The following is a 20355-nucleotide window of genomic DNA, read 5'->3' on the forward strand; positions in this document are numbered from 1 at the left end:
CATGAAACGCAGCAAAGGCTTCACCCTGATCGAACTGCTGGTGGTACTGGCGATCATCGCCACGTTGATGACCATTGCCATGCCGCGCTACTTCAACAGCCTGGAAAGCTCTCGCGAGGCCACCCTGCGCCAGAGCCTGGCGGTGTTGCGCGAGGCGCTGGACCACTACTACGGCGACACCGGCCACTACCCGGACTCGCTGGAGCAGTTGGTGGAGCAGCGTTACCTGCGCAGCACCCCGATTGACCCGATCACCGAGCGCAGCGATGCCTGGCAGCTGGTGCCACCGCCCGAAGGCGTGGCAGGCGGCGTGGCCGATATCAAGAGCGGTGCCACAGGGAGGGCGCGCGATGGCAGCCTGTTCGCGGAATGGTAAGGCCGACGCCGGCTTCACCTACCTGGGCGTACTGCTGCTGATTGCGGTCAGCAGCGTGGCCCTGGCCGCCACCGGCACGCTCTGGGCCAGTGCTGCCCAGCGTGACCGCGAACGCCAGCTGTTGTGGGTAGGCAGCCAGTATGCCCAGGCCCTGCGCAGCTACTACCGCGCCTCGCCGGGGCTGGCCCAGTACCCGCAGGAACTGGCCGACCTGCTGCAGGACAACCGCTTCCCGCAGGCCAGGCGGCACATTCGCCGGCTGTACCCCGACCCAATCACCAACAGCGACGATTGGGGCCTGCTGCGCTCGATCGATGGCCGCATCACCGGCGTGCACAGCCGCTCGGACGCCACCCCGTTCAAGCGCAGTGGCTTCAGCGCCGAATGGAGCGGTTTCGACGGGCTGGAACATTACAGCGACTGGCAGTTCGTCGCCGAACAGGCCTTTACCGAAAGTGCCGGTGGCGTGCAGACCCATGCCGGCCCGGGAGACACGCCATGAGCCGCCTGGCCGCGTTGTGCCTGGGCCTGCTGCTGGTGGCAGTGCTGGCCACCTCGGCCAGGGCCGGGGACGAGGACGAGATGCAAGGCTTCATCGTCGACAACACCATCTCGCACATCGGCCACGACTTTTACTACTACTTCGCCGACCGCCTGCGCGCCACCAGCCGGCTGGATTTCAACCTGGTGGTGCGCGAACGCCCGGATGCCCGCTGGGGCAGCCTGGTCACCGTAGAGTTCGAGCGTGAGGTGGTGTACCGCCGCTTCCTGCCGCCGAACACCACCGAGCTCAAGGACGAGGCCGTTGCAGCAGCCGACCTGGTCAAGCAGCAAATCATCCAGCGCAAGTTGCAACGCCTGCTGCAGGACACCACCGATCTGGAGAGGGACGAGCTATGAAGCACCACATACCCCGTTGCATCGCCGCCTGCCTGTTGGCCAGCGCGTGTGCCGCCCAGGCCACCGAGCTGGTGTACACCCCGGTCAACCCGGCCTTTGGCGGCAACCCGCTCAATGGCACCTGGTTGCTGAACAATGCGCAGGCGCAGAACGACTACGACGACCCCGACCTCAAGGACCGCTCCTCGGCCTTTGCCGGCACCACGGCCCTGGAGCGCTTCAGCAACCAGCTTGAGTCGCGGATGTTGTCGCAGTTGCTGGACAACATCAGTAACGGCAACACCGGCAGCATGGCGACCGATGCGTTTCTCATCGACGTCATCGACGATTCCGGGGCCTTGAGCATCAAGGTCACCGATCGTGCCACAGGAGAAATTTCGATCATTGAGGTCAGCGGCCTGAACCCTTGAAGGGGCAAGGCTATTTGTTGGGGAGAGAACACCATGAAACGTCTGCTGAGCACGCTGCTGATCCTCACCGCCCTGGGTCTGCACGGTTGTGGCCTGCGCGAACCGATGCCCGCCGAACAGGACTCGGAAACCCCGACCCTGACCCCACGTGCCTCGACCTACTACGACCTGATCAACATGCCACGGCCCAAGGGCCGGTTGATGGCGGTGGTATATGGCTTCCGCGACCAGACCGGGCAGTACAAGCCGACCCCGGCCAGCTCGTTCTCCACCAGCGTCACCCAGGGCGCGGCAAGCATGCTGATGGACGCCCTGAGTGCCAGTGGCTGGTTCGTGGTGCTGGAGCGTGAAGGCCTGCAGAACCTGCTGACCGAGCGCAAGATCATCCGTGCTTCGCAGAAAAAGCCCGACGTGCCGGAAAACATCATGGGCGAGCTGCCACCGCTGCAGGCCGCCAACCTGATGCTGGAGGGCGGCATCATCGCCTACGACACCAACGTGCGCAGCGGCGGCGAAGGTGCCCGCTACCTGGGCATAGACATCTCCCGCGAGTACCGCGTCGACCAGGTGACCGTGAACCTGCGCGCGGTGGACGTGCGCACCGGGCAGGTCCTGGCCAATGTGATGACCAGCAAGACCATCTATTCGGTTGGGCGCAGTGCGGGAGTGTTCAAGTTCATCGAGTTCAAGAAGCTGCTCGAGGCCGAGGTGGGGTACACCACCAACGAACCGGCGCAGCTGTGCGTGCTGTCGGCGATCGAGGCGGCGGTGGGGCACTTGCTGGCGCAGGGGATCGAACGGCGGCTGTGGCAGGTGGCGGGGGATGCGGGGGAAGGGCAGGCTACGGTGGACAAGTATTTGAGCCAGAATCAGCAACAATGAGTGAGTTTGAGGGCCTCTTCGTGGGGCTTGTCCACGAAGAGGCAAGTGCAGGCGATACAACATTTTGCTCACTTTTGACCCTGCTGGGGCGCAGATTGCCGGCGATTTCCTATCAGGCCCTGGCCTCGGTCGGCGAAGAATACTAATAATTTTGCCAGTTGCATTATTTTTATCGGTAGCGAACTCTAGGCTTTCCTATCTTAAGTTTGCAAGGGGAAAACAATGAGTCGGCACTTTGCCTGGAAATGGGGGGTGGCTATACCGCCTATGGTTATCAAGTGTCGGTACAGAATGAGTCATTTACTGGTTTTAATGGAGAGCCTCGAGATACCTTTTTGAGGTGGTATTTTTTAGGAGGTGGCAAGCGTATTTATAGTCCGGTGCTGATGAGGTTTTTATCTGTGGACATGGTTAGCCCTTTCGCTGAAGGTGGTATAAATTGCTATGCATATTGTGGGGGTGACCCTGTGAATTTTACGGATCCAAGCGGGATGGTTAGGTGGAGGAATATAGTAAAGAATAAAGTGTTTCCTTTGGCTCGTAAAAATAAGCCTTTGCCCCAGTCGGATTATTCTCCCGCCAGTAAGCGTCGTAAATTGTCAGCGTCTACGGAGCAAGGTACATCGAACAACAGAGAAGCATCTGGAGTGAGTCCAGCGGCGGCTCCGTTAGTCGATTCCATATGGAAAAATTCAGAGCAGCGTCTTGCTGCACAAAAAAAATCGGCTCCGGAACTAGATACGCTAGGCGGTCTAACAGATTATGAAAAAATGGCCGCTTTGGCTATAGATACGGGCAGGCTGAATGGCTCGACACGAACATACTTAGATGCTGCCAAGGGCTTCGCCCCGGAACGTGATCCTATGGTGCTGACAGGGTTGATGCATCTTTATGTGCATAACGTCCGCAAGGTAGAAAGCAAGCAAGCTTTGAATCAGATCCTTCGGGAGTTTGGTTTGTAAATTGCCGCTTAATCTTGAGTCGAGCTCGTTGAGCATTATCGGCACAGTTTTAGAGCGGTGGCCGTGATTTTGGGGAAGTCTCCTTAGAAGACGAGAGCGCTGGCCGGGGTTTGGTGATTGGGAATTGAAGTGTTTGGCGGTAGAGATTTGGCGCCTGTGAGATTGAGCGCCGCCCGCGCGTCGCTTCGCGGGACAAGCCCGCTCCCACATCTGTTTCGGGCCAATTATTCCTGTGCCAGGTGGGTTGCAGCCTTGGTGCATGACTGGAAATGAATGAAAAGCAGCAGAGCAACCTTCGATATCAAATGGAACATACAAGGCGGACAGGAGTGACCTCACAGGAATGACTGGCCCAACATAGTGATCACTGCTGATTCCTCGGGGCCGCTTTGCGGACCTTTCCGACCGGTCCGGCGCTCCGGCAAGGCCGCTCCCACATGGATCACGTCAGCCGGTGAACCATGGGCTGGATTCGGCCAAGGCGGTGGTGGAGGCGTTGCTGGATGGGGTGGAGAGGCAGCAGCTGGTTGGGCGGAAGACGGTGCCGGGTGTCTGACGGGAGCTTGGGCTTTGTTGGACTCAAGCGGCAGCTGTGATTGACCTCGAGGGCCTCTTCGCGGGTGAACCCGCTCCCACAGGTTCAGCGCCACTCGAAGCCCGCGCAGTCCCTGTGGGAGCGGGTTTACCCGCGAATGGGCCGGTGCCGGGTGTCTGACGGGCGCTTAGGCTTTGTTGGACTCAAGCGGCAGCCGTGATTGACCTCGATGGCCTCTTCGCGGGTTCAGCGCCAACTCGAAGCCCGCGCCGTCCCTGTAGGAGCGGGCGCGCCCGCGAAGCAGACGACGTGGTGGATGGCACCGGCTTTGCCGGTGTTCGCGGGCATGCCCGCTCCCACAAGTACCGCGTGATCTCAAGTGCGACGCCGTCCCTGTGGGAGCGGGTTTACCCGCGAATGGGCCGGTGCCGGGTGTCTGGCGGGCACCTGGGCTTTGTTGAAATCGAGCGGCAGCCGTGATCGACCTCTAGGAACCCGCTCCTACAAAGCTTGCGCAAGCTTTCAGATCTTGAGCAAGGCGGTGCTCCTGCGTGTCCCTTTACGTAAACGTCACCATATGCCACCTTCTACCTCAGCCTGATGACGGCCAGGGATTTCTCCCGCACACTGCGGAAAATTCCCAAGCCCGTTCCCCGCCACCTTGCGGGGTACAGCCGGAGTAGAAAATGGCGCGACAACTAATAACAAACGCCCACGACCCGCTGCACGAATCCCGCCAGGCCCGCCTGAAGCTGGTCAGCGAAGGCGAGCTGCCACTGGGCATGCTGCGCGACGAGATCGATGCCTCCTGGCGCCGCAGCCTGGGCCATGGCCTGGATTGCCTGCAGGGCGAGCAGGTCGGCCTGGGCCTGGAGCAGGGCCACGACCTGCGCATGCTGCTGGATCGCAACCGCCTGCTGGTCGACGCCGTTACCCCGGAACTGGACTACCTGGTCGCGCGCCAGGGCAAGGCCGGTATCGTTATCCTCGGCGACGCCCAGGCCAACGTGCTGGCCATCGAAGGGCAGAAGCACGTGCTGCAACGCGAGGGCCTGCGCGACCTGCACCCGGGTAGTTGCTGGAGCGAGTCGCTGCGTGGCACCAACGCGATCGGCACGGCAGTGGTGGAAGGCCGGCCGACCTTGATCAACTGCGGCGAACATTACCTCGACCGCCTCAGCCCGTTCTCCTGCACTTCGGTACCCCTGCGCGACCCGCGCGGCGAGGTGATCGGCGTGCTCGACATCACCCGTGAAGGGGTGATGGCGCAACCACAGGACAGCCTGTCGACGCTGATGCTGGCGGCCGGCAACATCGAAAGCCGCATGTTCGGCCTGTGCCACCCGGAGCAATTGGTGCTGGCTTTTCACAGCCGCCCGCAATACCTCAACAGCGCCTGGCATGGCCTGCTGGCGCTGAGCCTGGACGGTGAAGTGCTGGCTGCCAACGACAGTGCCTGCCAGCTGTTGCAGGTGCCGCGCCATGAGCTGTTGGGCCGGCGCAGCAGTGACCTGCTGGGTGAACGGTCACCGGCCTTCATCGCCCGCCTGTGGCAGGGCGGGGTGAGCAGTGTGCAGACGGCCAAGGGCGAGTTCTACTTCCGCGCCCTGCAGCTGCCGCGCCATGGCCGGGTCAACGGCAGCACGCCGGTGAGCAAGCCGGCGCCGGGCAAGCAGTCACCCGCCCTCGACGCCCTGGCCGGTGGCGACCCGCGCCTGGCGCGCAACCTGCGCATGGCCCGCCAGGGGCTGGGCAATGGCCTGCCGGTGCTGTTGCTGGGCGAGACCGGTACCGGCAAGGAAGTCGTCGCCCGGGCCCTGCACCAGGCCAGCCCGCGTGCCGACAAACCGTTCGTGGCCGTCAACTGCGCGGCCATCCCCGAAGGGCTGATCGAGTCCGAACTGTTCGGCTACCGTGAAGGTGCGTTCACCGGCTCGCGCCGGGGCGGCATGGTCGGCCGGCTGATGCAGGCCCACGGCGGCACGCTGTTCCTCGACGAAATCGGCGACATGCCGCTAGCGCTGCAGGCGCGCTTGTTGCGGGTACTGCAGGAACGGCGCGTGGCACCGCTGGGGGCGGGCGACGAGCAGGAGATCGACGTGGCATTGATCTGTGCCACGCACCGCGACCTCAAGCGCCTGGTGCAGGAGCAGCACTTCCGCGAAGACCTTTACTACCGGGTCAACGGCGTGTCGCTGCGCCTGCCGGCATTGCGCGAGCGTGATGACCTGGCGGCAATCATCCAGGGGCTGCTGGACAAGTCCGATGCCCGGGGCGTGACCTTGGACCCGGCCCTGAACGCGTTGCTCGAAGGCTTCGACTGGCCGGGCAACATCCGCCAGCTGGAAATGGTCGTGCGCACCGCGCTGGCCATGCGCGAGGACGGCGAGCAGGTGCTGACCCTGGACCACCTCACCGACTGCCTGCTGGACGAACTGGCCAGCGGCACCGCGCCTTCCGGCAGCCTCAAGGACAAAGAGCTGGAGCTGATCCGTGGCGCCTTGGCGCGCCATCAGGGCAACGTGTCCGCGGCGGCCGAGGCGCTGGGTATCAGCCGGGCGACGCTGTACCGCAAGCTCAAACAGTTGCGCGGCTGACGTGGGCGGCCTGTTCGCCCGGCTGGTGGAGTCCAGCGACCCTGTACTCATGCGCCAGGCGTTGGCCTGGCTGTATGGTTTCGTGCGCCCCCATCGACGCGCCATCGGCCTGTTGCTCGGTTTGTCGCTGGGCGCCTCGTTGCTGGCGCTGGCGCAACCCTGGCTGGTCAAGACGCTGATCGACGAGGGGCTGCTGGCCAAGGACTACCAGACCCTCTGGCACATGGCCGCGATCATGATCGGCGCGGGCCTGCTGGGTACCGTGCTGGCCGGGGTCAACCGCTACCTGCACACGCGCTTGTCGGGGCGCATCCTGTTTGCCCTGCGCGACGACCTTTACCGCCACCTGCAGCAGCTGTCGCCGACGTTCTACGGGCGGCGGCGCATCGGCGACATCCTTTCGCGGCTGGATGGCGATGTAGCGGAAATCCAGCGCTTTGCCGTGGATTCGCTGTTTTCGGCGGTGTCGGCGGTGATCGGCCTGGTGGGCGCGGTGGTGTTGATGCTGATGCTGTCGTGGCAACTGTCGCTGCTGCTGGCGCTGCTGGTGCCGATCGAAGTGCTGTGGCTGCGCTGGATGCGGCGCAAGGTGGAGCGCGAAGTACGCAACCTGCGCGAACGCTCGGCAGATGTGTCGTCATTCCTGGTCGAAACCCTGCCGGCGATGAAGTTCATCCAGGCCGCCGGCCAGCAAGGCCGCGAGGCGGGGCGCCTGGACCAGCTGGGGCAGGGCTACATGCGCCAGTTGCTCAAGGTGCAGGTGACCGAATTCTTCACCCAGGCCATTCCCGGCACGCTTACCTCCTGGTGCCGCGCTTGCGCGTTCCTGGTCGGCGGTTGGTGGGTAATCCAGGGCACTTGGCAACTAGGTGCGCTGATCGCCTTTTCCACCTACATGGGCATGGCAGTAGGGCCGGTGCAGAGCCTGCTGGGCCTGTACGTGGCGGTGCAGCGCATGGCGGTGAGCCTGGGGCGGGTGATGGAACTGAAGCAGGAGGCCGTGGCCGTGCGCCCGGCAGCCAACCCTCAGCCGGTGCCCGACGGCCCGGGCGAATTGCGCCTCGAGGGGGTGAGTTTTGCCCATGAAGGGCGCCAGGGCGCGGTGCTGAACGACGTGCAGGTGTGCGTGCCGGGTGGCCTGAAGGTGGCCATCAGCGGTGCCTCAGGGGTGGGCAAGTCGACCCTGATCGACCTGCTGCAGCGCTTCTACGACCCGGACGCCGGGCGCATCCTGCTGGACGGCACCGACCTGCGCGAACTGGATCTGGCCGCGCTGCGCCGGCGTATTGCGGTGGTCAGCCAGGATATCGTGCTGTTTCGCGGCACCCTAGCACAGAACCTGGCCTACGGCGTGCCCGAGGCCAGCCGTGAGGAACTGGAGCGGGTGGTGCGCCTGGCGCGGCTGGACAGCCTGGTCGACAGCCTGCCGCTGGGCCTTGACGGCCTGCTGGGTGAGCGTGGCCAGCAGTTGTCCGGCGGGCAGAAACAACGCATAGCCATCGCCCGCGCGGTGCTGCAGGCGCCGGCGATCCTGGTACTGGACGAGGCCACCTCGGCGGTGGACGAAGCCACCGAGCGCGAAGTGATCGCGGCCATCGACCAGTTGTTCGCCGGCCGCACGCGCATCCTGATCAGCCACCGTGCTTCGACCCTGGCCGATGCCGACCTGCACCTGCAGCTGCACGCTGGCCAGTTGCAGGTGCTGCCCGAGGAGGTGATCAGGCATGGGCACTGACGTGCGTGTTGGCGTGATCGACAGTGGTTGCACGCCGGAGCAGGCCAGCGCCTTGCTGGGCGCGCGCCGCTTCTGGCTGGAGGAAGGCCAGTTGCGCGAAGGTGACATGCTGCCCGACCAGCTTGGGCACGGTAGCGCGGTGCTCGCCGGCTTGCAGCGGGAGGCCGGGCCGGTGCCCGTGCTGCTGGCCCAGGTTTTCGGCGCCCAGGCCAGCACCAGTGCCTTGCAGGTGGCGGCCGCGCTGCTGTGGCTGGTGGAAGCGGGGGTTACGCTGGTCAACCTCAGCCTTGGCCTGCAGCAGGACCGGCCAGTGCTGCACCAGGCCTGCGCCGAGGCTTTGGCCGCGGGTGTGCTGTTGTGCGCCTCCAGCCCGGCGCAGGGCGGGCCGGTGTATCCGGCCAGCTACCCCGGGGTGATCCGGGTTACCGGCGATGCCCGGTGTGCGCCGGGCCAGTGGTCCTGGCTGGGTACCCGGCAGGCGGACTTCGGCGGTTATGTGGGGGCGGGCGGCAGGGCGGGCGCGAGCCTGGGCTGTGCGGCCCTGAGTGGCAGGATCGCTGCGTTGCTGTGTGACGAGCCGGGCATGGGCCAGCAGCAGGTTCATGACTGGTTGCGCCACCACGCGGCGTTTACCGGCCCCGAGCGACGAGGTGTCGGCCATGGCTGAACCGCGCATTGTGGTGTTGGGGGCAGGCCCTGCGGGTGCGGCCACGGCCATTGGCCTGCGGCGGCTGGGTTATGCGGTGACGGTGGTGTCCGAGTGGCGCCGGTTTGCGGCGGTCGAAGGGGTTTCGCAGCGGGTGCTGGACGGGCTGCGCCATGCCGGCCTTGGCGGGGCGTTGCGCCAGGCGGCGATGCCGGCGACTCGGCAAGTGCACTGGAACGGCCAGCAGCTGCAACTGAACCAGGAGTTTCTACTCGACCGGCAAATGTTTGACCGGGCGCTGCGCGACGACCTTCAGCGTGCGGGTGTGAGCGTGGTCGAGGGGCGGGTGCGTGAGGTGGTTCGCGAAGTCGGTCATGGTATTCGCCTGGACGACGGGCAGATACTGCAGGCCGATTTCCTGGTCGAAGCCCGAGGCCGCCAGGCCCCGTTGGCCGCCGACCGCCTGCGCGGGCCGGAGACGGTCAGCTTGCTGAATGTCTGGCAGGCCGCCCCCGGGGCGCCCGCGTCGGCGGTGGAGAGCCTGGCGGATGGCTGGGCGTGGATGGCGCGCCTGGAAGACGGCCGCTGCTACTGGCAAGTCACCTTGGACGCGGCCGGGCTGCCGGGCAAGGCCGGCTTGGCGGATTACTGTGCGGCGCGGCGAGCCGGCAGCGTGCTGGTGGCCGAGCTGTTCGATGCCAGGGCCTTGGCGCCGGCAGAGGTGCATGCGCGCAGCAGCACCGCGATTCTGGCCGGTGAGTGTGTCGGGCAGGACTGGATACGCGTGGGCGATGCTGCGATGGCCGTTGACCCACTGTCGGGCAACGGGATCTTCCAGTCGTTGTCTTCGGCGCTGCAGGCACCGGTGGTGATCAATACCTTGCTGCGCAGGCCCGAGCGGGCCGGGTTGGCGCGGCAGTTTCACCAGCAGCGGATCGAACAGCTGTTTTTGCGTTTTGCCCGGATCGGGCGGGATTTTTATGGGCAAGAACAGGGGCGGGTGGGGCAGCCGTTCTGGGCGCGGCGGCAGGGTTGGCCGGACATGCAGGCATTGCACGTGGCGGCGGACTGGAGCGCGGTGAGGGTCGAGCGGCGGCCGGTGTTGCGTGACGGGCTGGTGGATGAGGCCGAGGTGGTGGTGACGGCGGATCAGCCGTTGGGGGTGTGGCATTTGCAGGGGGTGGAGCTGGCGCCGGTGGTGCGTGGGCTGCGTAGCGGCCGACCTATCGAGGCAGTGTTGTCAGGCCTGCCAGGGGAGCAGCAGATGATGGTGCGGCGGTGGTTGTTGGAGCAGGGCTTGGTTTGAGATTGCCGAGGCCGCTTTGCGGCCCTTTCGCGACACAAGGCCGCTCCCACAGGTCTGCACAAACCTTGATGGCAGCGCTGTACCTGTGGGAGCGGCCTTGTGTCGCGATGGGCTGCGCAGCAGCCCCAGGATTTCGAATCAGAAGAAAGTCCCGACGATCAGCTGCATATAGGTGCCGGTATCCCGCCCACCCAGCTGCGTCCCGCCATTGGCTGCGCTGCGTTCCGGTTTGTAGAACCCTACCAGCGGGCTGATCAGCAGGTGGTCGTTGACCATCCATTCCACATACAGGTCCAGCTCCCGCCCGCCCAGGTTGCCCTGGTCGGTGTCCAGCGTATCGAAGTCGAAGTACAGCGCGCCGACGGTCAGGTTGTCCCGTGGTTTGCCCTTCAACGCCACGTGATGCACCTGGCTGTTGCTGTTGAACGGCCCGGCATAGTTGGCTGCCACCTCCCCCTGGAACCAGGTGCCATAGCCACGGCTCAGGCCATAGAACAGCGGGTCGAAATCTTCGGAAAAGCGGCTGTAGCGGTAGGTGGCGGTGGGTGACCAGGGCAGTTCGGAGAAGGTCCAGTTGCCCTCCAGGTACCAGGCGTTCTCCCGCCCGCCGGTTTTGTCCTGGGTCACGTACTCGGCGGCCAGCTCCAGGTCTTTCACCCCCAGGTTGCCACGCCCGCGCAGGCTGGCGGTGTCCATGCCGTCGCGGTGTTCCAGGCCCATGATCTGCGCGTAGCGCTGGTCCACGTCGAGGCCACGGATCCAGCTCAGGCCGACGGTGCCGGCGTCGGCGACGTGCTCCAGGTTGGCCACCGCCAGCGAGGTGTCGGCCTGGTAGTGGTTATCGGACTTCAGCCACATCAGGTCGCTGCGCCAGCCTTGCTTGCCGCCCAGGCGCAGCACGGCGGTGCGGTCGAAGGCCTTGCGTGCGGCCAGGTAGTAGGCGCCGCCGCGGTCGAAGTTGGCGCCCAGGTCGACCTTGCCCAGGTTCACCGGGTCGCCCTGGATCAGGAAGCCGTCGCCCAGGGTCACCACCTGGCGGCCGCCGGAAATGTCCACGCCGTCTTCGCCCAAGGCCGGGAACAGGTTGGCCGAGCGCCAGCCCAGGTACAGGTCTTCGATGGCGGTGCGGCGCTCGTCACCCAGGGTCAGGCCGGCGGCATCGCCGTCGCCCCAGGTGGCGGAGCTAAGCAGGTTGAAGGCGCCGTAGAGCGCGCCGCTGTCGGCCAGGGCCTGGCTGCCGCTGAGGCCATACTTGACGTAGCCTTCCTGCCAGGCGGTACTGCCGGGCTTGCGGTTGCCGGCCAGGTTGAAGCTTTCGTCGCTGTGGAAGGCGCCGAACAGGGCTTCGAGGTCGGCGTTGAGGGTGGTGCCGTCGTGGTTGTACAGCTCGTAAGCCTGGGTGATGGGGGCGGCGAACAGCAGGGCCAATGTGCAGGCGAGTTTGTGCCTCATGGTGTGCTCCATGTTTTTGTTGTTGTTCTCGGGTTGCCTGTGCCGGCCTCTTCGCGGGTGAACCCGCTCCCACAAGGACCCCACAGTGTTCAGGCCTGTGATGATCCTGTAGGAGCGGGTTTACCCGCGAAAGGGCCGGTACAGGAAAATGATCAGAGCTTGATCAACACCGATTTCAGCTCGGTGTAGTGGTCGATGGCAGCCGCCCCCATTTCACGGCCGACGCCGGACATCTTGTAGCCGCCAAACGGCAAGGCAGGGTCGAGGGCGCTGTGGCAGTTGACCCACACCGACCCCGACTTGATGCGCGGGATCATCCGGTGCACGGCAGACAGGTCGTTGGACCAGATGCTCGCACCCAGGCCATAGGGGTTGTCGTTGGCCATGCCGATCACTTCGTCGATGTCATCGAACGGCATCGCCACCAGCACCGGCCCGAAGATCTCTTCCTGTACCAGGCGGTGGCGCTGGTCGACATCGACGATCACCGTCGGCTTGACGAAGTAGCCAGGCCCGAAGCCTTCGCCACCACAGGCGATGGTCGCGCCCAGCTCGCGGCCAAGCTCGATGTAGCCGGTGACGCGGTCCTGCTGCTTGGCCGAGATCAGCGGGCCCATCTGCACCGCAGGGTCCAGGCCGCTGCCCAGCTTCATGCCGTTGGCGATGCCGGCGATGTCGGCCACCACGTTGTCGAAATGCTTGCGGTGCACGTACAGGCGGGACCCGGCACAGCACACCTGGCCCTGGTTGAAGAAGATCGCCGTGGCCGCGCCGGCGGCGGCTTCCTGCAGGTTGGCGTCGGGCATGACGATGGTCGGCGACTTGCCGCCGAGTTCCAGGGTGACGCGGGTCATGTTGTCCATGGCTGCCTTGCCGATCAGCTTGCCGACCTCGGTGGAGCCGGTGAAGGTCAGCTTGTCCACGCCGGGGTGGCGGCTGAGTGCGGCGCCGGCGTTCAGGCCGGTGCCGGTGACCACGTTGAACACGCCCGCCGGGTAGCCGGCTTCGTCCACCAGTTCAGCCAGCTTGAGCACGCTCAGCGGTGTTTCGTCAGCGGGCTTGAGCACGACGGTGCAACCGGTAGCCAGGGCCGGGCCGAGCTTCCAGCAGGCCAGCAGCAACGGGAAGTTCCAGGCGACGATGGCGCCGACCACGCCCACTGCCTCGCGCCGCACGAAACCATGGAACTGGTCGTTGGGCATCAACGGCATCGAGGCTTCGACGGTGCTACCCTCGATCTTGGTGGCCCAGCCGGCCATGTAGCGCAGGAAGTCGATGGCCAGTTGCACGTCCATCACCTGGGCAACGGCGGCGCTCTTGCCGTTGTTCAGGCATTCCAGTTCGGCCAGCTGGCGGGCGTCGCGCTCCATCAGGTCGGCCAGGCGCCACAGCAGGTTCTGCCGTTCGCGTGGGCGCAGGCGGCTCCACGGCGAATCGTCGAAGGCCTGGCGAGCGGCGCGCACCGCGCGGTCGACATCTTCGGCCTCGGCGGCGGGCACTTCACCCAGTACCTCGCCAGTGGCCGGGTTGCGGAACGACAGGGTGCGACCGCTGGCGGCGTCCTGCCAGTCGGCGCCGATGCGCATCTTCAGCTTGCGTTCGAGAAAGGCGCGGGTGGCGGGCAGGATGGGCAGTTCGGAAAGCATGGGACGGTGCCTCTTGTCATTGGATGTGACAGGCATAGGCGCAATGGGCGTGCCAAGGTCGGTAGATGGCTGCAAACCCTTGAGCGGGTTGGGTTTTGTCCTGGTGCAAGGTTGGGATTGCAGGGTTGCGCTGTTGCACATTGAGACGGTGTGAGACGGTGGTGAAACAGTGGCTGTTCCGGCCTCTTCGCGGGCACGCCCGCTCCCACCGGTACAGCGCTGGCCCCGGCGTGTGGGAGCGGGCAGGCCCTTGTCTCAGGATGAAACACCCTGTCGCGAAATGGCACGCTGCAATTGGCCATACCTGCTCTTGGCCAAGGCCGAAAAACCGGCTAACAGGTTGAAAGAAAACGCTTTTACAGCACCTGGCACAGTTCCTGTATCACAACCGTCACATGCACACCTGCTGTACCAAAGCGTGCGAAAACGATAAGAACAACAACCGTGGAGGTCTGACCTTGAAGACGACTCGACTCCGGCGGCATGCGGGCAAACTGGCGCTGGTCGCCGCCGCGCTGCTGAGCACCCAGGCCATGGCGGCCGAGCAGGGCCCGAGCCTGTTGCAGAACAAGTGCATGGGGTGCCATATCCCCGAAGGCAACGACACCTACAGCCGCATCAGCCACCAGCGCAAGACGCCGGAAGGCTGGCTGATGAGCATCGCCCGCATGCAGGTGATGCACGGCCTGCAGATCAGCGACGACGACCGCCGCACCCTGGTCAAGTACCTGGCCGACAAGCAGGGCCTGGCGCCCAGCGAAACCGATGGCGTGCGGTATGCCATGGAGCGCCGGCTGAACACTGTCGAGCAGTTCGACACCCAGCTCAGCGAAACCTGTGGCCGTTGCCACTCCGGTGCCCGTGTCGCCTTGCAGCGGCGCCCGGCCAAGGAATGGGAGCACCTGGTCAACTTCCATCTCGGCCAGTGGCCGTCCCTCGAATACCAGGCCCAGGCGCGTGACCGCGACTGGCTGCCGATCGCCCTGCAACAAGTGGTGCCCGACCTGGCCAAGCGCTACCCGCTGGAAAGCGCGGCGTGGGCCGAATGGCAGAAGGCCAGGCCAAAGGCCGATGCGCTGCCGGGTCAGTGGGCATTCAGCGGCCACATGCTGGCCAAGGGCGATGTGCGCGGGGTGATGAGCGTCACGCCTGACCAGGGTGACACCTTCAAGGTCGAGGTCAAGGGCGCTTATGCCGACGGCACGCCGTTCAATGGCAGCGGTTCGGCGATCCTCTACAACGGCTATGAATGGCGTGGCAACGTCAAGGTCGGCGACGCCAACCTGCGCCAGGTGTTCGCCGCGCTGGATGGCGAAATGAAGGGCCGCATGTTCGAGGCCGAGCACGACGAGCGTGGCCTGGACTTCACCGCAGTGAAGGAGGGCAAGGCGCGCCTGCTGGCGGTACAACCGGCATTCATCAAGGCCGGTGGCGAAAGCGAGATCACCCTGGTCGGCAGCGGCCTGGCCGGCAAACCGGACCTGGGCGCTGGCGTGGAAGTGACCGAGGTGCTGGAGCAGACCCCGACCCTGGTACGGGTGAAGGCCCGCGCCGCGGCCGATGCCAAACCAGGCCAGCGCGAAGTCGCCATCGGGGCGCTCAAGGGCGTCAACCTGGCGGTGTACGACAAAGTCGAGGAAGTGAAAGTGGTGCCGGCGTTCTCCATCGCCCGCATCGGCGAAAACGGTGCCTCGGTGCCCAAGGTGCAGGGCCGCTTCGAGGCCGAAGCCTGGGGCAAGGACGCCAATGGCCAGCCGCTGCGCATCGGCTACCTGCCGGCCAGCTGGAAGGTCGAGCCGTTCAACGAGCGTGCGGTCGAGGACGAAGACGTCAAGTTCGCCGGGAAGATGCAGGCCGATGGCGTGTTCGTGCCAGGCGGTGCTGGCCCCAACCCGGAGCGCAAGATGATGACCAACAACGCCGGCAACCTGAAGGTCATCGCCACCCTGGCCGACGGTGGCCAGACTGGCGAGGGGCACATGATCGTCACCGTACAGCGCTGGAACAACCCGCCGCTGCCGTAACGGCAGGGGGCTTACGGTTTTCCAACGGATCGATTATCGGGAGGTCGCCATGGGCGCGCTACTGAACCTGGTCGAACGCAACCTGCATGAAGTGCAGGTCGACGCCGACCGCATGCTGTTCCATATCCCCAGCAGTTCGCTGTTCACCGCCGACGCGGTGACCGGCGGCATCATCGACACCCTGCGCCAGCAAGGCTGCTCGGCCGAGGAGCTGATGCAGCGCCTTGGCCAGCGGTTTGCCGGCAGCGATATCCAGGACACCCTGCGCGAGCTGATCGCGCTGGAACTGGTCAGCGACGGCTCGCCGCTGACCCCGGAAATCGCCCTCAAGCAGGTCGAGCGCACGGCGCTGAACACCGTGGTGCTCAACGTCAACACCGGCTGCAACCTCAGCTGCACCTACTGCTACAAGGAAGACCTGGACAAACCGTCCGCGGGCAAGAAGATGAGTACCGCCACCGCCGAGGCTTCGGTGGAGATGCTGCTCAAGGAGTCGCCCGACGAGCAGCGCTACAGCGTGGTGTTCTTCGGTGGCGAGCCGCTGTCCAACCGGCCACTGATCGAGCACATGGTCGCCTACTGCGAGCGGCGCTTCGCCGAGGCGGGCAAGCAGGTGGAGTTCATCATGACCACCAATGCCACCTTGCTCAACGAAGAGATCGTCGACTGGCTCAATGCCCATCGCTTCGGCCTGTCGATCAGCATCGACGGCCCCAAGACCGTGCACGACCGCAACCGCATCACCGTGGGCGGGCAGGGCACCTATGACGTGGTGCGGCGCAAGGTCGACATGCTGCTGTCGCGCTACCACAGCCGCCCGGTGGGCGCACGGGTCACGCTGACCCGTGGCATCACCGACGTCGAGACCATCTGGAACCACCTGTTCAACGAACTGGGCTTCGCTGAAGTCGGCTTTGCCCCGGTCACCTCCGGCGACATGGCCAACTTCAACCTCACCGGCGAAGAACTGGTGCAGGTGTTCGCCAACATGAAGGCGCTGGGCCGGCGTTACCTGGAGGCTGCGCTGGAGCACCGCAACATCGGTTTCTCCAACTTGCACCAGCTGATCACCGACATCCACGAAGGCCACAAGAAGGCCCTGCCGTGCGGCGCCGGGCTGAAGATGCTGGCCGTGGACCATGAGGGCGAGCTGAACCTGTGCCACCGCTTCACCGGGTCCAGCCTGCCGACCTTCGGCAATGTGCACCAGGGCGTGAAGCAGGCGCAGCTCAACGACTTCCTGTCGCAGCGCCTGGACCGCAGCAACACCGGCTGCGACAGCTGCCGCATCCGCAACCTGTGCTCCGGCGGCTGCTACCACGAAAGCTATGCCCGCTATGGCGACCCGCAGCACCCGACCTACCACTATTGCGAACTGATGCGCGACTGGGTCGACTTCGGCATCGAAGTCTACAGCCGCATCATGGCCGCCAACCCGGCCTTCATCGATCGCTACATCACCCCGCGGAAGGCGCACTGACATGAAGCACTTGAAGCCCCTGAACAACAAGGCGCGCATCCTCGAGCAGGCCGCCGCCGAAGACCGCGTCGAAGAAGTCATGGCCATGAGCGCAGTGGCGGGCTGCACCGCCACCACCGACCCGGGCTGGGAAGTGGACGCCTTTGGTGGCGTGAGCTCGCTGTGCCAGCCGATGGAGGCCGACCTGTATGGCTGCTCCGACCCTTGCTGGTGGCCGGCCCAGGTGCCGGACATGATGAGCACCTACCAGGACTGGAACGCCCAGGCGAGCAACTCGGCGGAAGACTGGCGCAACCTCGGCACCGTGTTCCCGAAAGACAAGTGACCGGCCCAACAAGAATGACAAGGGGAAACCGCATGAAAGCTGGACGCTGCGCGTCACTCGCGCTCACCATCGCCGCCACGGCCTGTGCCGGGCTGGTACAGGCCGCCGACACCGGGCCGGCGTTGAAGGCTGGCCACGAATACATGATCGTGACCAACTACCCGAACAACCTGCACGTGGTCGATGTGGCCAGTGACACGGTGTACAAGAGCTGCGTGATGCCCGACAAGTTCGGCCCCGGCACCGCGATGATGGCGCCGGACAACCGCACCGCCTACGTGCTCAACAACCACTACGGCGACATCTACGGCATCGACCTGGACACCTGCAAGAACACCTTCCACGCCAACCTGTCCAGCGTGCCGGGTGAGGTGGGCCGGTCGATGTACTCGTTCGCCATCAGCCCGGACGGCAAGGAAGTGTACGCCACGGTCAACCCGACCCAGCGCCTGAACGACCACTACGTGGTCAAGCCACCGCGGCTGGAGGTGTTCAGCACCGCCGACGGCCTGGAGGCCAAGCCGGTGCGCACCTTCCCGATGCCGCGCCAGGTGTACCTGATGCGAGCGGCGGACGATGGCAGCCTGTACGTCGCCGGGCCGGACATCTACAAGATGGACGTGAAGACCGGCAAGTACACGGTGGCCTTGCCGCTGCGCAACTGGAACCGCAAAGGCTACAGCGCCCCGGACGTGCTGTACTTCTGGCCGCACCAGAGCCCGCGCCACGAGTTTTCGATGCTTTACACCATTGCCAGGTTCAAGGATGACAAGCAGGACCCGGCCACCGCCGATCTGCTGTATGGCTACCTGAGCGTCGACCTGAAGACCGGCAAGACCCACACCCAGGAATTTGCCGACCTGACCGAGCTGTACTTCACCGGGCTGCGTTCGCCGAAAGACCCGAACCAGATCTACGGCGTGCTCAACCGCCTGGCCAAGTACGACCTCAAACAGCGCAAGCTGATCAAGGCGGCGAATCTGGACCACACTTACTACTGCGTGGCCTTCGACAAGAAAGGCGACAAGTTGTACCTGGGCGGCACCTTCAACGACCTGGCGGTGTTCAACCCGGATACGCTGGAGAAAGTGAAGAACATCAAGTTGCCGGGTGGGGACATGTCCACCACCACGCCGCAGGTGTTCATCCGTTAAACCGGTGTTGCTTTCTTCGCGGGTAAACCCGCTCCTACAAGGATCTCCACAGGGGCTGAATGTGCTGCGGTCCCTGTGGGAGCGGGTTTACCCGCGAAGAGGCCCGCTCAATCAACACAAGAACAACAAGAGACCGCCCATGCCCCAGCCAAGCTACTCCCAGGGCAACCAGGACAAACCCCTGCTTACCCAGTGCATCGGCGACGCCTTCGACACCACCGTCGCCCGCTTCCCCGACCGTGACGCGCTGGTCGTCCGCCACCAGGCACTGCGCTACACCTGGCAGCAACTGGCCGAAGCCGTCGACCAGCACGCCCGTGCGCTGATGGCCCTGGGCGTGCAGCCCGGTGACCGCCTCGGCATCTGGGCACCCAACTGCGCAGAGTGGTGCATCACCCAGTTCGCCAGCGCCAAGGTGGGCGCGATCCTGGTCAACATCAACCCGGCCTACCGCTCCAGCGAACTGGACTACGCCCTCGGCCAGTCCGGCTGCCGCTGGGTGATCTGCGCCGACGCGTTCAAGACATCCGACTATCACGCCATGTTGCTGGGCCTGGTTCCGGGCCTGGCCAGCAGCCAGCCGGGCGCCCTGATCTGCGAACGCTTCCCCGAACTGCGCGGTGTGGTCAGCCTGGCCGTCGCGCCACCGGCGGGCTTTCTCGCCTGGCACGACCTGCAGGCCCGTGCCGCGGCCGTCAGCCGCGAAGCCTTGGCCGAGCGCCAGGCACAGCTGCGCTGCGACGACCCGATCAATATCCAGTACACCTCGGGCACCACCGGTTTCCCGAAAGGCGCCACCCTCAGCCACAGCAACATCCTCAACAACGGCTACATGGTCGGTGAAAGCCTGGGCCTGACCGAGCATGACCGGCTGGTGGTGCCGGTGCCGCTGTACCACTGCTTCGGCATGGTCATGGCCAACCTCGGCTGCATGACCCACGGCAGCACCCTGATCTACCCTAACGACGCCTTCGACCCGCTGGCCACCCTGCGTGCGGTGGCGGAAGAAAAGGCCACGGCGTTGTATGGTGTGCCGACCATGTTCATCGCCGAACTGGACCACCCCCAGCGCGGCGAGTTCGACCTGTCCAGCCTGCGCACCGGGATCATGGCCGGCGCCACCTGCCCGATCGAAGTGATGCGCCGGGTTATCGGCGAGATGCACATGGCCGAGGTGCAGATTGCCTACGGCATGACCGAAACCAGCCCGGTGTCGCTGCAGACCGGCGCCAGCGACGACCTGGAGCGCCGCGTGACCAGCGTCGGGCGCACCCAGCCAAGGCTGGAGAACAAGGTGATCGATGCTGATGGCAACACGCTGGCGCGGGGCGAGATCGGCGAATTGTGCACGCGGGGTTACAGCGTGATGCTGGGCTATTGGAACAACCCCAAGGCCACGGCTGAAAGCATCGATGAGGAAGGCTGGATGCACACCGGCGACCTGGCGGTAATGGACGAGCAGGGCTATGTGCGTATTGTCGGGCGCAGCAAGGACATGATCATTCGCGGCGGCGAGAACATCTACCCGCGCGAGCTGGAGGAGTTCTTCTTCACCCACCCGGCGGTGGCCGATGTGCAGGTGATTGGCGTGCCGTGCAGCAAGTACGGTGAAGAGATCGTGGCCTGGGTGCGGCTGCACCCGGGGCATACGGCCAGCGCGGAGGAACTGCGCGATTGGGCGAAGGCGCGGATCGCGCACTTCAAGGTGCCGCGGTACTTCCGCTTTGTCGATGAGTTCCCGATGACGGTGACCGGCAAGGTGCAGAAGTTCCGCATGCGCGAGATCAGTGTCGAGGAGCTGTCTGCCAGGTGAGGTGTCGCCTGTGCTGGCCTCTTCGCGGGTAAACCCGCTCCCACAGGTATTGCACAGGCCTCAAGGGCAGTGGAGAACCTGTGGGAGCGGGTTTACCCGCGAAGAGGCCAGT

18 protein-coding genes are annotated in these 20355 nt (G+C 64.9%); 16 read left to right on the forward strand and 2 right to left on the reverse strand.

Annotated elements, in window-relative coordinates; all coding sequences use genetic code 11:
* Window position 1: 1 nt before the first annotated feature.
* From MJ643_RS03015 to MJ643_RS03065, 11 genes are all read left to right on the forward strand, one after another.
* Entirely contained in the window at window positions 2-376 is a 375-nt protein-coding gene (locus MJ643_RS03015; protein WP_208209143.1) for a type II secretion system protein, read from the forward strand.
* Window positions 351-878, forward strand: a complete 528-nt coding sequence (locus MJ643_RS03020) for a type II secretion system protein (protein ID WP_013972856.1) — start codon at window positions 351-353, stop codon at window positions 876-878. The genes MJ643_RS03015 and MJ643_RS03020 overlap by 26 nt, the downstream gene beginning before the upstream one ends.
* Entirely contained in the window at window positions 875-1276 is a 402-nt protein-coding gene (gene csgE / locus MJ643_RS03025; RefSeq protein WP_013972855.1) for a curli production assembly/transport protein CsgE, read from the forward strand. Before MJ643_RS03020 ends, csgE begins: the two co-directional genes overlap by 4 nt.
* Window positions 1273-1686 (forward strand): curli assembly protein CsgF, encoded by a 414-nt coding sequence (locus MJ643_RS03030; protein WP_013972854.1) that lies wholly within the window; start codon window positions 1273-1275, stop codon window positions 1684-1686. The genes csgE and MJ643_RS03030 overlap by 4 nt, the downstream gene beginning before the upstream one ends.
* A gap of 33 nt (window positions 1687-1719) precedes the next feature.
* Complete coding sequence (locus MJ643_RS03035; protein ID WP_013972853.1) at window positions 1720-2568, forward strand: CsgG/HfaB family protein; 849 nt, start codon at window positions 1720-1722, stop codon at window positions 2566-2568.
* A complete protein-coding gene (locus tag MJ643_RS03040; RefSeq protein ID WP_023661487.1) occupies window positions 2565-2714 on the forward strand; it encodes a hypothetical protein in 150 nt (49 codons plus the stop codon). The genes MJ643_RS03035 and MJ643_RS03040 overlap by 4 nt, the downstream gene beginning before the upstream one ends.
* Before the next feature lie 99 nt (window positions 2715-2813).
* Complete coding sequence (locus MJ643_RS03045) at window positions 2814-3530, forward strand: RHS repeat-associated core domain-containing protein (protein ID WP_208209147.1); 717 nt, start codon at window positions 2814-2816, stop codon at window positions 3528-3530.
* 1221 nt (window positions 3531-4751) lie between these two features.
* Window positions 4752-6662 (forward strand): sigma-54-dependent Fis family transcriptional regulator, encoded by a 1911-nt coding sequence (locus tag MJ643_RS03050; protein ID WP_208209144.1) that lies wholly within the window; start codon window positions 4752-4754, stop codon window positions 6660-6662.
* A 1-nt stretch (window position 6663) separates the two neighbouring features.
* On the forward strand, window positions 6664-8397 hold the full coding sequence (locus MJ643_RS03055) for an ABC transporter ATP-binding protein (RefSeq protein WP_013972851.1): 1734 nt from the start codon (window positions 6664-6666) through the stop codon (window positions 8395-8397).
* Window positions 8387-9064 (forward strand): peptidase S8 and S53 subtilisin kexin sedolisin, encoded by a 678-nt coding sequence (locus tag MJ643_RS03060; RefSeq protein WP_208209145.1) that lies wholly within the window; start codon window positions 8387-8389, stop codon window positions 9062-9064. Before MJ643_RS03055 ends, MJ643_RS03060 begins: the two co-directional genes overlap by 11 nt.
* A complete protein-coding gene (locus MJ643_RS03065; protein WP_038409716.1) occupies window positions 9057-10349 on the forward strand; it encodes a tryptophan 7-halogenase in 1293 nt (430 codons plus the stop codon). Before MJ643_RS03060 ends, MJ643_RS03065 begins: the two co-directional genes overlap by 8 nt.
* A gap of 138 nt (window positions 10350-10487) precedes the next feature.
* Here the strand turns inward: MJ643_RS03065 and MJ643_RS03070 are convergent, their stop codons facing one another.
* Window positions 10488-11801 (reverse strand): hypothetical protein, encoded by a 1314-nt coding sequence (locus MJ643_RS03070; protein WP_024087216.1) that lies wholly within the window; start codon window positions 11799-11801, stop codon window positions 10488-10490.
* A gap of 152 nt (window positions 11802-11953) precedes the next feature.
* Window positions 11954-13447: an aldehyde dehydrogenase family protein gene (locus MJ643_RS03075; RefSeq protein WP_013972847.1), complete on the reverse strand. Its 1494-nt coding sequence runs from the start codon at window positions 13445-13447 to the stop codon at window positions 11954-11956.
* A gap of 458 nt (window positions 13448-13905) precedes the next feature.
* Here MJ643_RS03075 and peaA point away from each other — a divergent pair, with 458 nt between their 5' ends.
* The 5 genes from peaA (at window position 13906) to MJ643_RS03100 (ending at window position 20243) form a co-directional block, all read left to right on the forward strand.
* Window positions 13906-15471 (forward strand): quinohemoprotein amine dehydrogenase subunit alpha, encoded by a 1566-nt coding sequence (peaA, locus tag MJ643_RS03080; protein WP_031325501.1) that lies wholly within the window; start codon window positions 13906-13908, stop codon window positions 15469-15471.
* A gap of 49 nt (window positions 15472-15520) precedes the next feature.
* Window positions 15521-16951, forward strand: a complete 1431-nt coding sequence (gene peaB / locus MJ643_RS03085; protein WP_015270568.1) for a quinohemoprotein amine dehydrogenase maturation protein — start codon at window positions 15521-15523, stop codon at window positions 16949-16951.
* Between the two features lies 1 nt (window position 16952).
* Window positions 16953-17276 (forward strand): quinohemoprotein amine dehydrogenase subunit gamma, encoded by a 324-nt coding sequence (gene qhpC / locus MJ643_RS03090; RefSeq protein WP_004375838.1) that lies wholly within the window; start codon window positions 16953-16955, stop codon window positions 17274-17276.
* A gap of 32 nt (window positions 17277-17308) precedes the next feature.
* Entirely contained in the window at window positions 17309-18430 is a 1122-nt protein-coding gene (gene peaD / locus MJ643_RS03095; protein ID WP_015270567.1) for a quinohemoprotein amine dehydrogenase subunit beta, read from the forward strand.
* A 139-nt stretch (window positions 18431-18569) separates the two neighbouring features.
* Window positions 18570-20243: a fatty acid CoA ligase family protein gene (locus MJ643_RS03100; protein WP_208209424.1), complete on the forward strand. Its 1674-nt coding sequence runs from the start codon at window positions 18570-18572 to the stop codon at window positions 20241-20243.
* The last annotated feature ends 112 nt before the right edge of the window (window positions 20244-20355 follow it).

The sequence above is a fragment of the Pseudomonas sp. PNPG3 genome (genome assembly GCF_023093815.1).
Lineage (GTDB): Bacteria > Pseudomonadota > Gammaproteobacteria > Pseudomonadales > Pseudomonadaceae > Aquipseudomonas > Aquipseudomonas asiatica.

Coding starts and splice junctions, on each gene's coding strand:
- MJ643_RS03015 (WP_208209143.1), top strand. CDS start 2: ATGAAACGCAGCAAAGGCTTCACCCTGATCGAACTGCTGGTGGTACTG.
- MJ643_RS03020 (WP_013972856.1), top strand. CDS start 351: ATGGCAGCCTGTTCGCGGAATGGTAAGGCCGACGCCGGCTTCACCTAC.
- csgE (WP_013972855.1), top strand. CDS start 875: ATGAGCCGCCTGGCCGCGTTGTGCCTGGGCCTGCTGCTGGTGGCAGTG.
- MJ643_RS03030 (WP_013972854.1), top strand. CDS start 1,273: ATGAAGCACCACATACCCCGTTGCATCGCCGCCTGCCTGTTGGCCAGC.
- MJ643_RS03035 (WP_013972853.1), top strand. CDS start 1,720: ATGAAACGTCTGCTGAGCACGCTGCTGATCCTCACCGCCCTGGGTCTG.
- MJ643_RS03040 (WP_023661487.1), top strand. CDS start 2,565: ATGAGTGAGTTTGAGGGCCTCTTCGTGGGGCTTGTCCACGAAGAGGCA.
- MJ643_RS03045 (WP_208209147.1), top strand. CDS start 2,814: ATGGGGGGTGGCTATACCGCCTATGGTTATCAAGTGTCGGTACAGAAT.
- MJ643_RS03050 (WP_208209144.1), top strand. CDS start 4,752: ATGGCGCGACAACTAATAACAAACGCCCACGACCCGCTGCACGAATCC.
- MJ643_RS03060 (WP_208209145.1), top strand. CDS start 8,387: ATGGGCACTGACGTGCGTGTTGGCGTGATCGACAGTGGTTGCACGCCG.
- MJ643_RS03065 (WP_038409716.1), top strand. CDS start 9,057: ATGGCTGAACCGCGCATTGTGGTGTTGGGGGCAGGCCCTGCGGGTGCG.
- MJ643_RS03070 (WP_024087216.1), bottom strand. CDS start 11,801: ATGAGGCACAAACTCGCCTGCACATTGGCCCTGCTGTTCGCCGCCCCC.
- MJ643_RS03075 (WP_013972847.1), bottom strand. CDS start 13,447: ATGCTTTCCGAACTGCCCATCCTGCCCGCCACCCGCGCCTTTCTCGAA.
- peaB (WP_015270568.1), top strand. CDS start 15,521: ATGGGCGCGCTACTGAACCTGGTCGAACGCAACCTGCATGAAGTGCAG.
- qhpC (WP_004375838.1), top strand. CDS start 16,953: ATGAAGCACTTGAAGCCCCTGAACAACAAGGCGCGCATCCTCGAGCAG.
- peaD (WP_015270567.1), top strand. CDS start 17,309: ATGAAAGCTGGACGCTGCGCGTCACTCGCGCTCACCATCGCCGCCACG.
- MJ643_RS03100 (WP_208209424.1), top strand. CDS start 18,570: ATGCCCCAGCCAAGCTACTCCCAGGGCAACCAGGACAAACCCCTGCTT.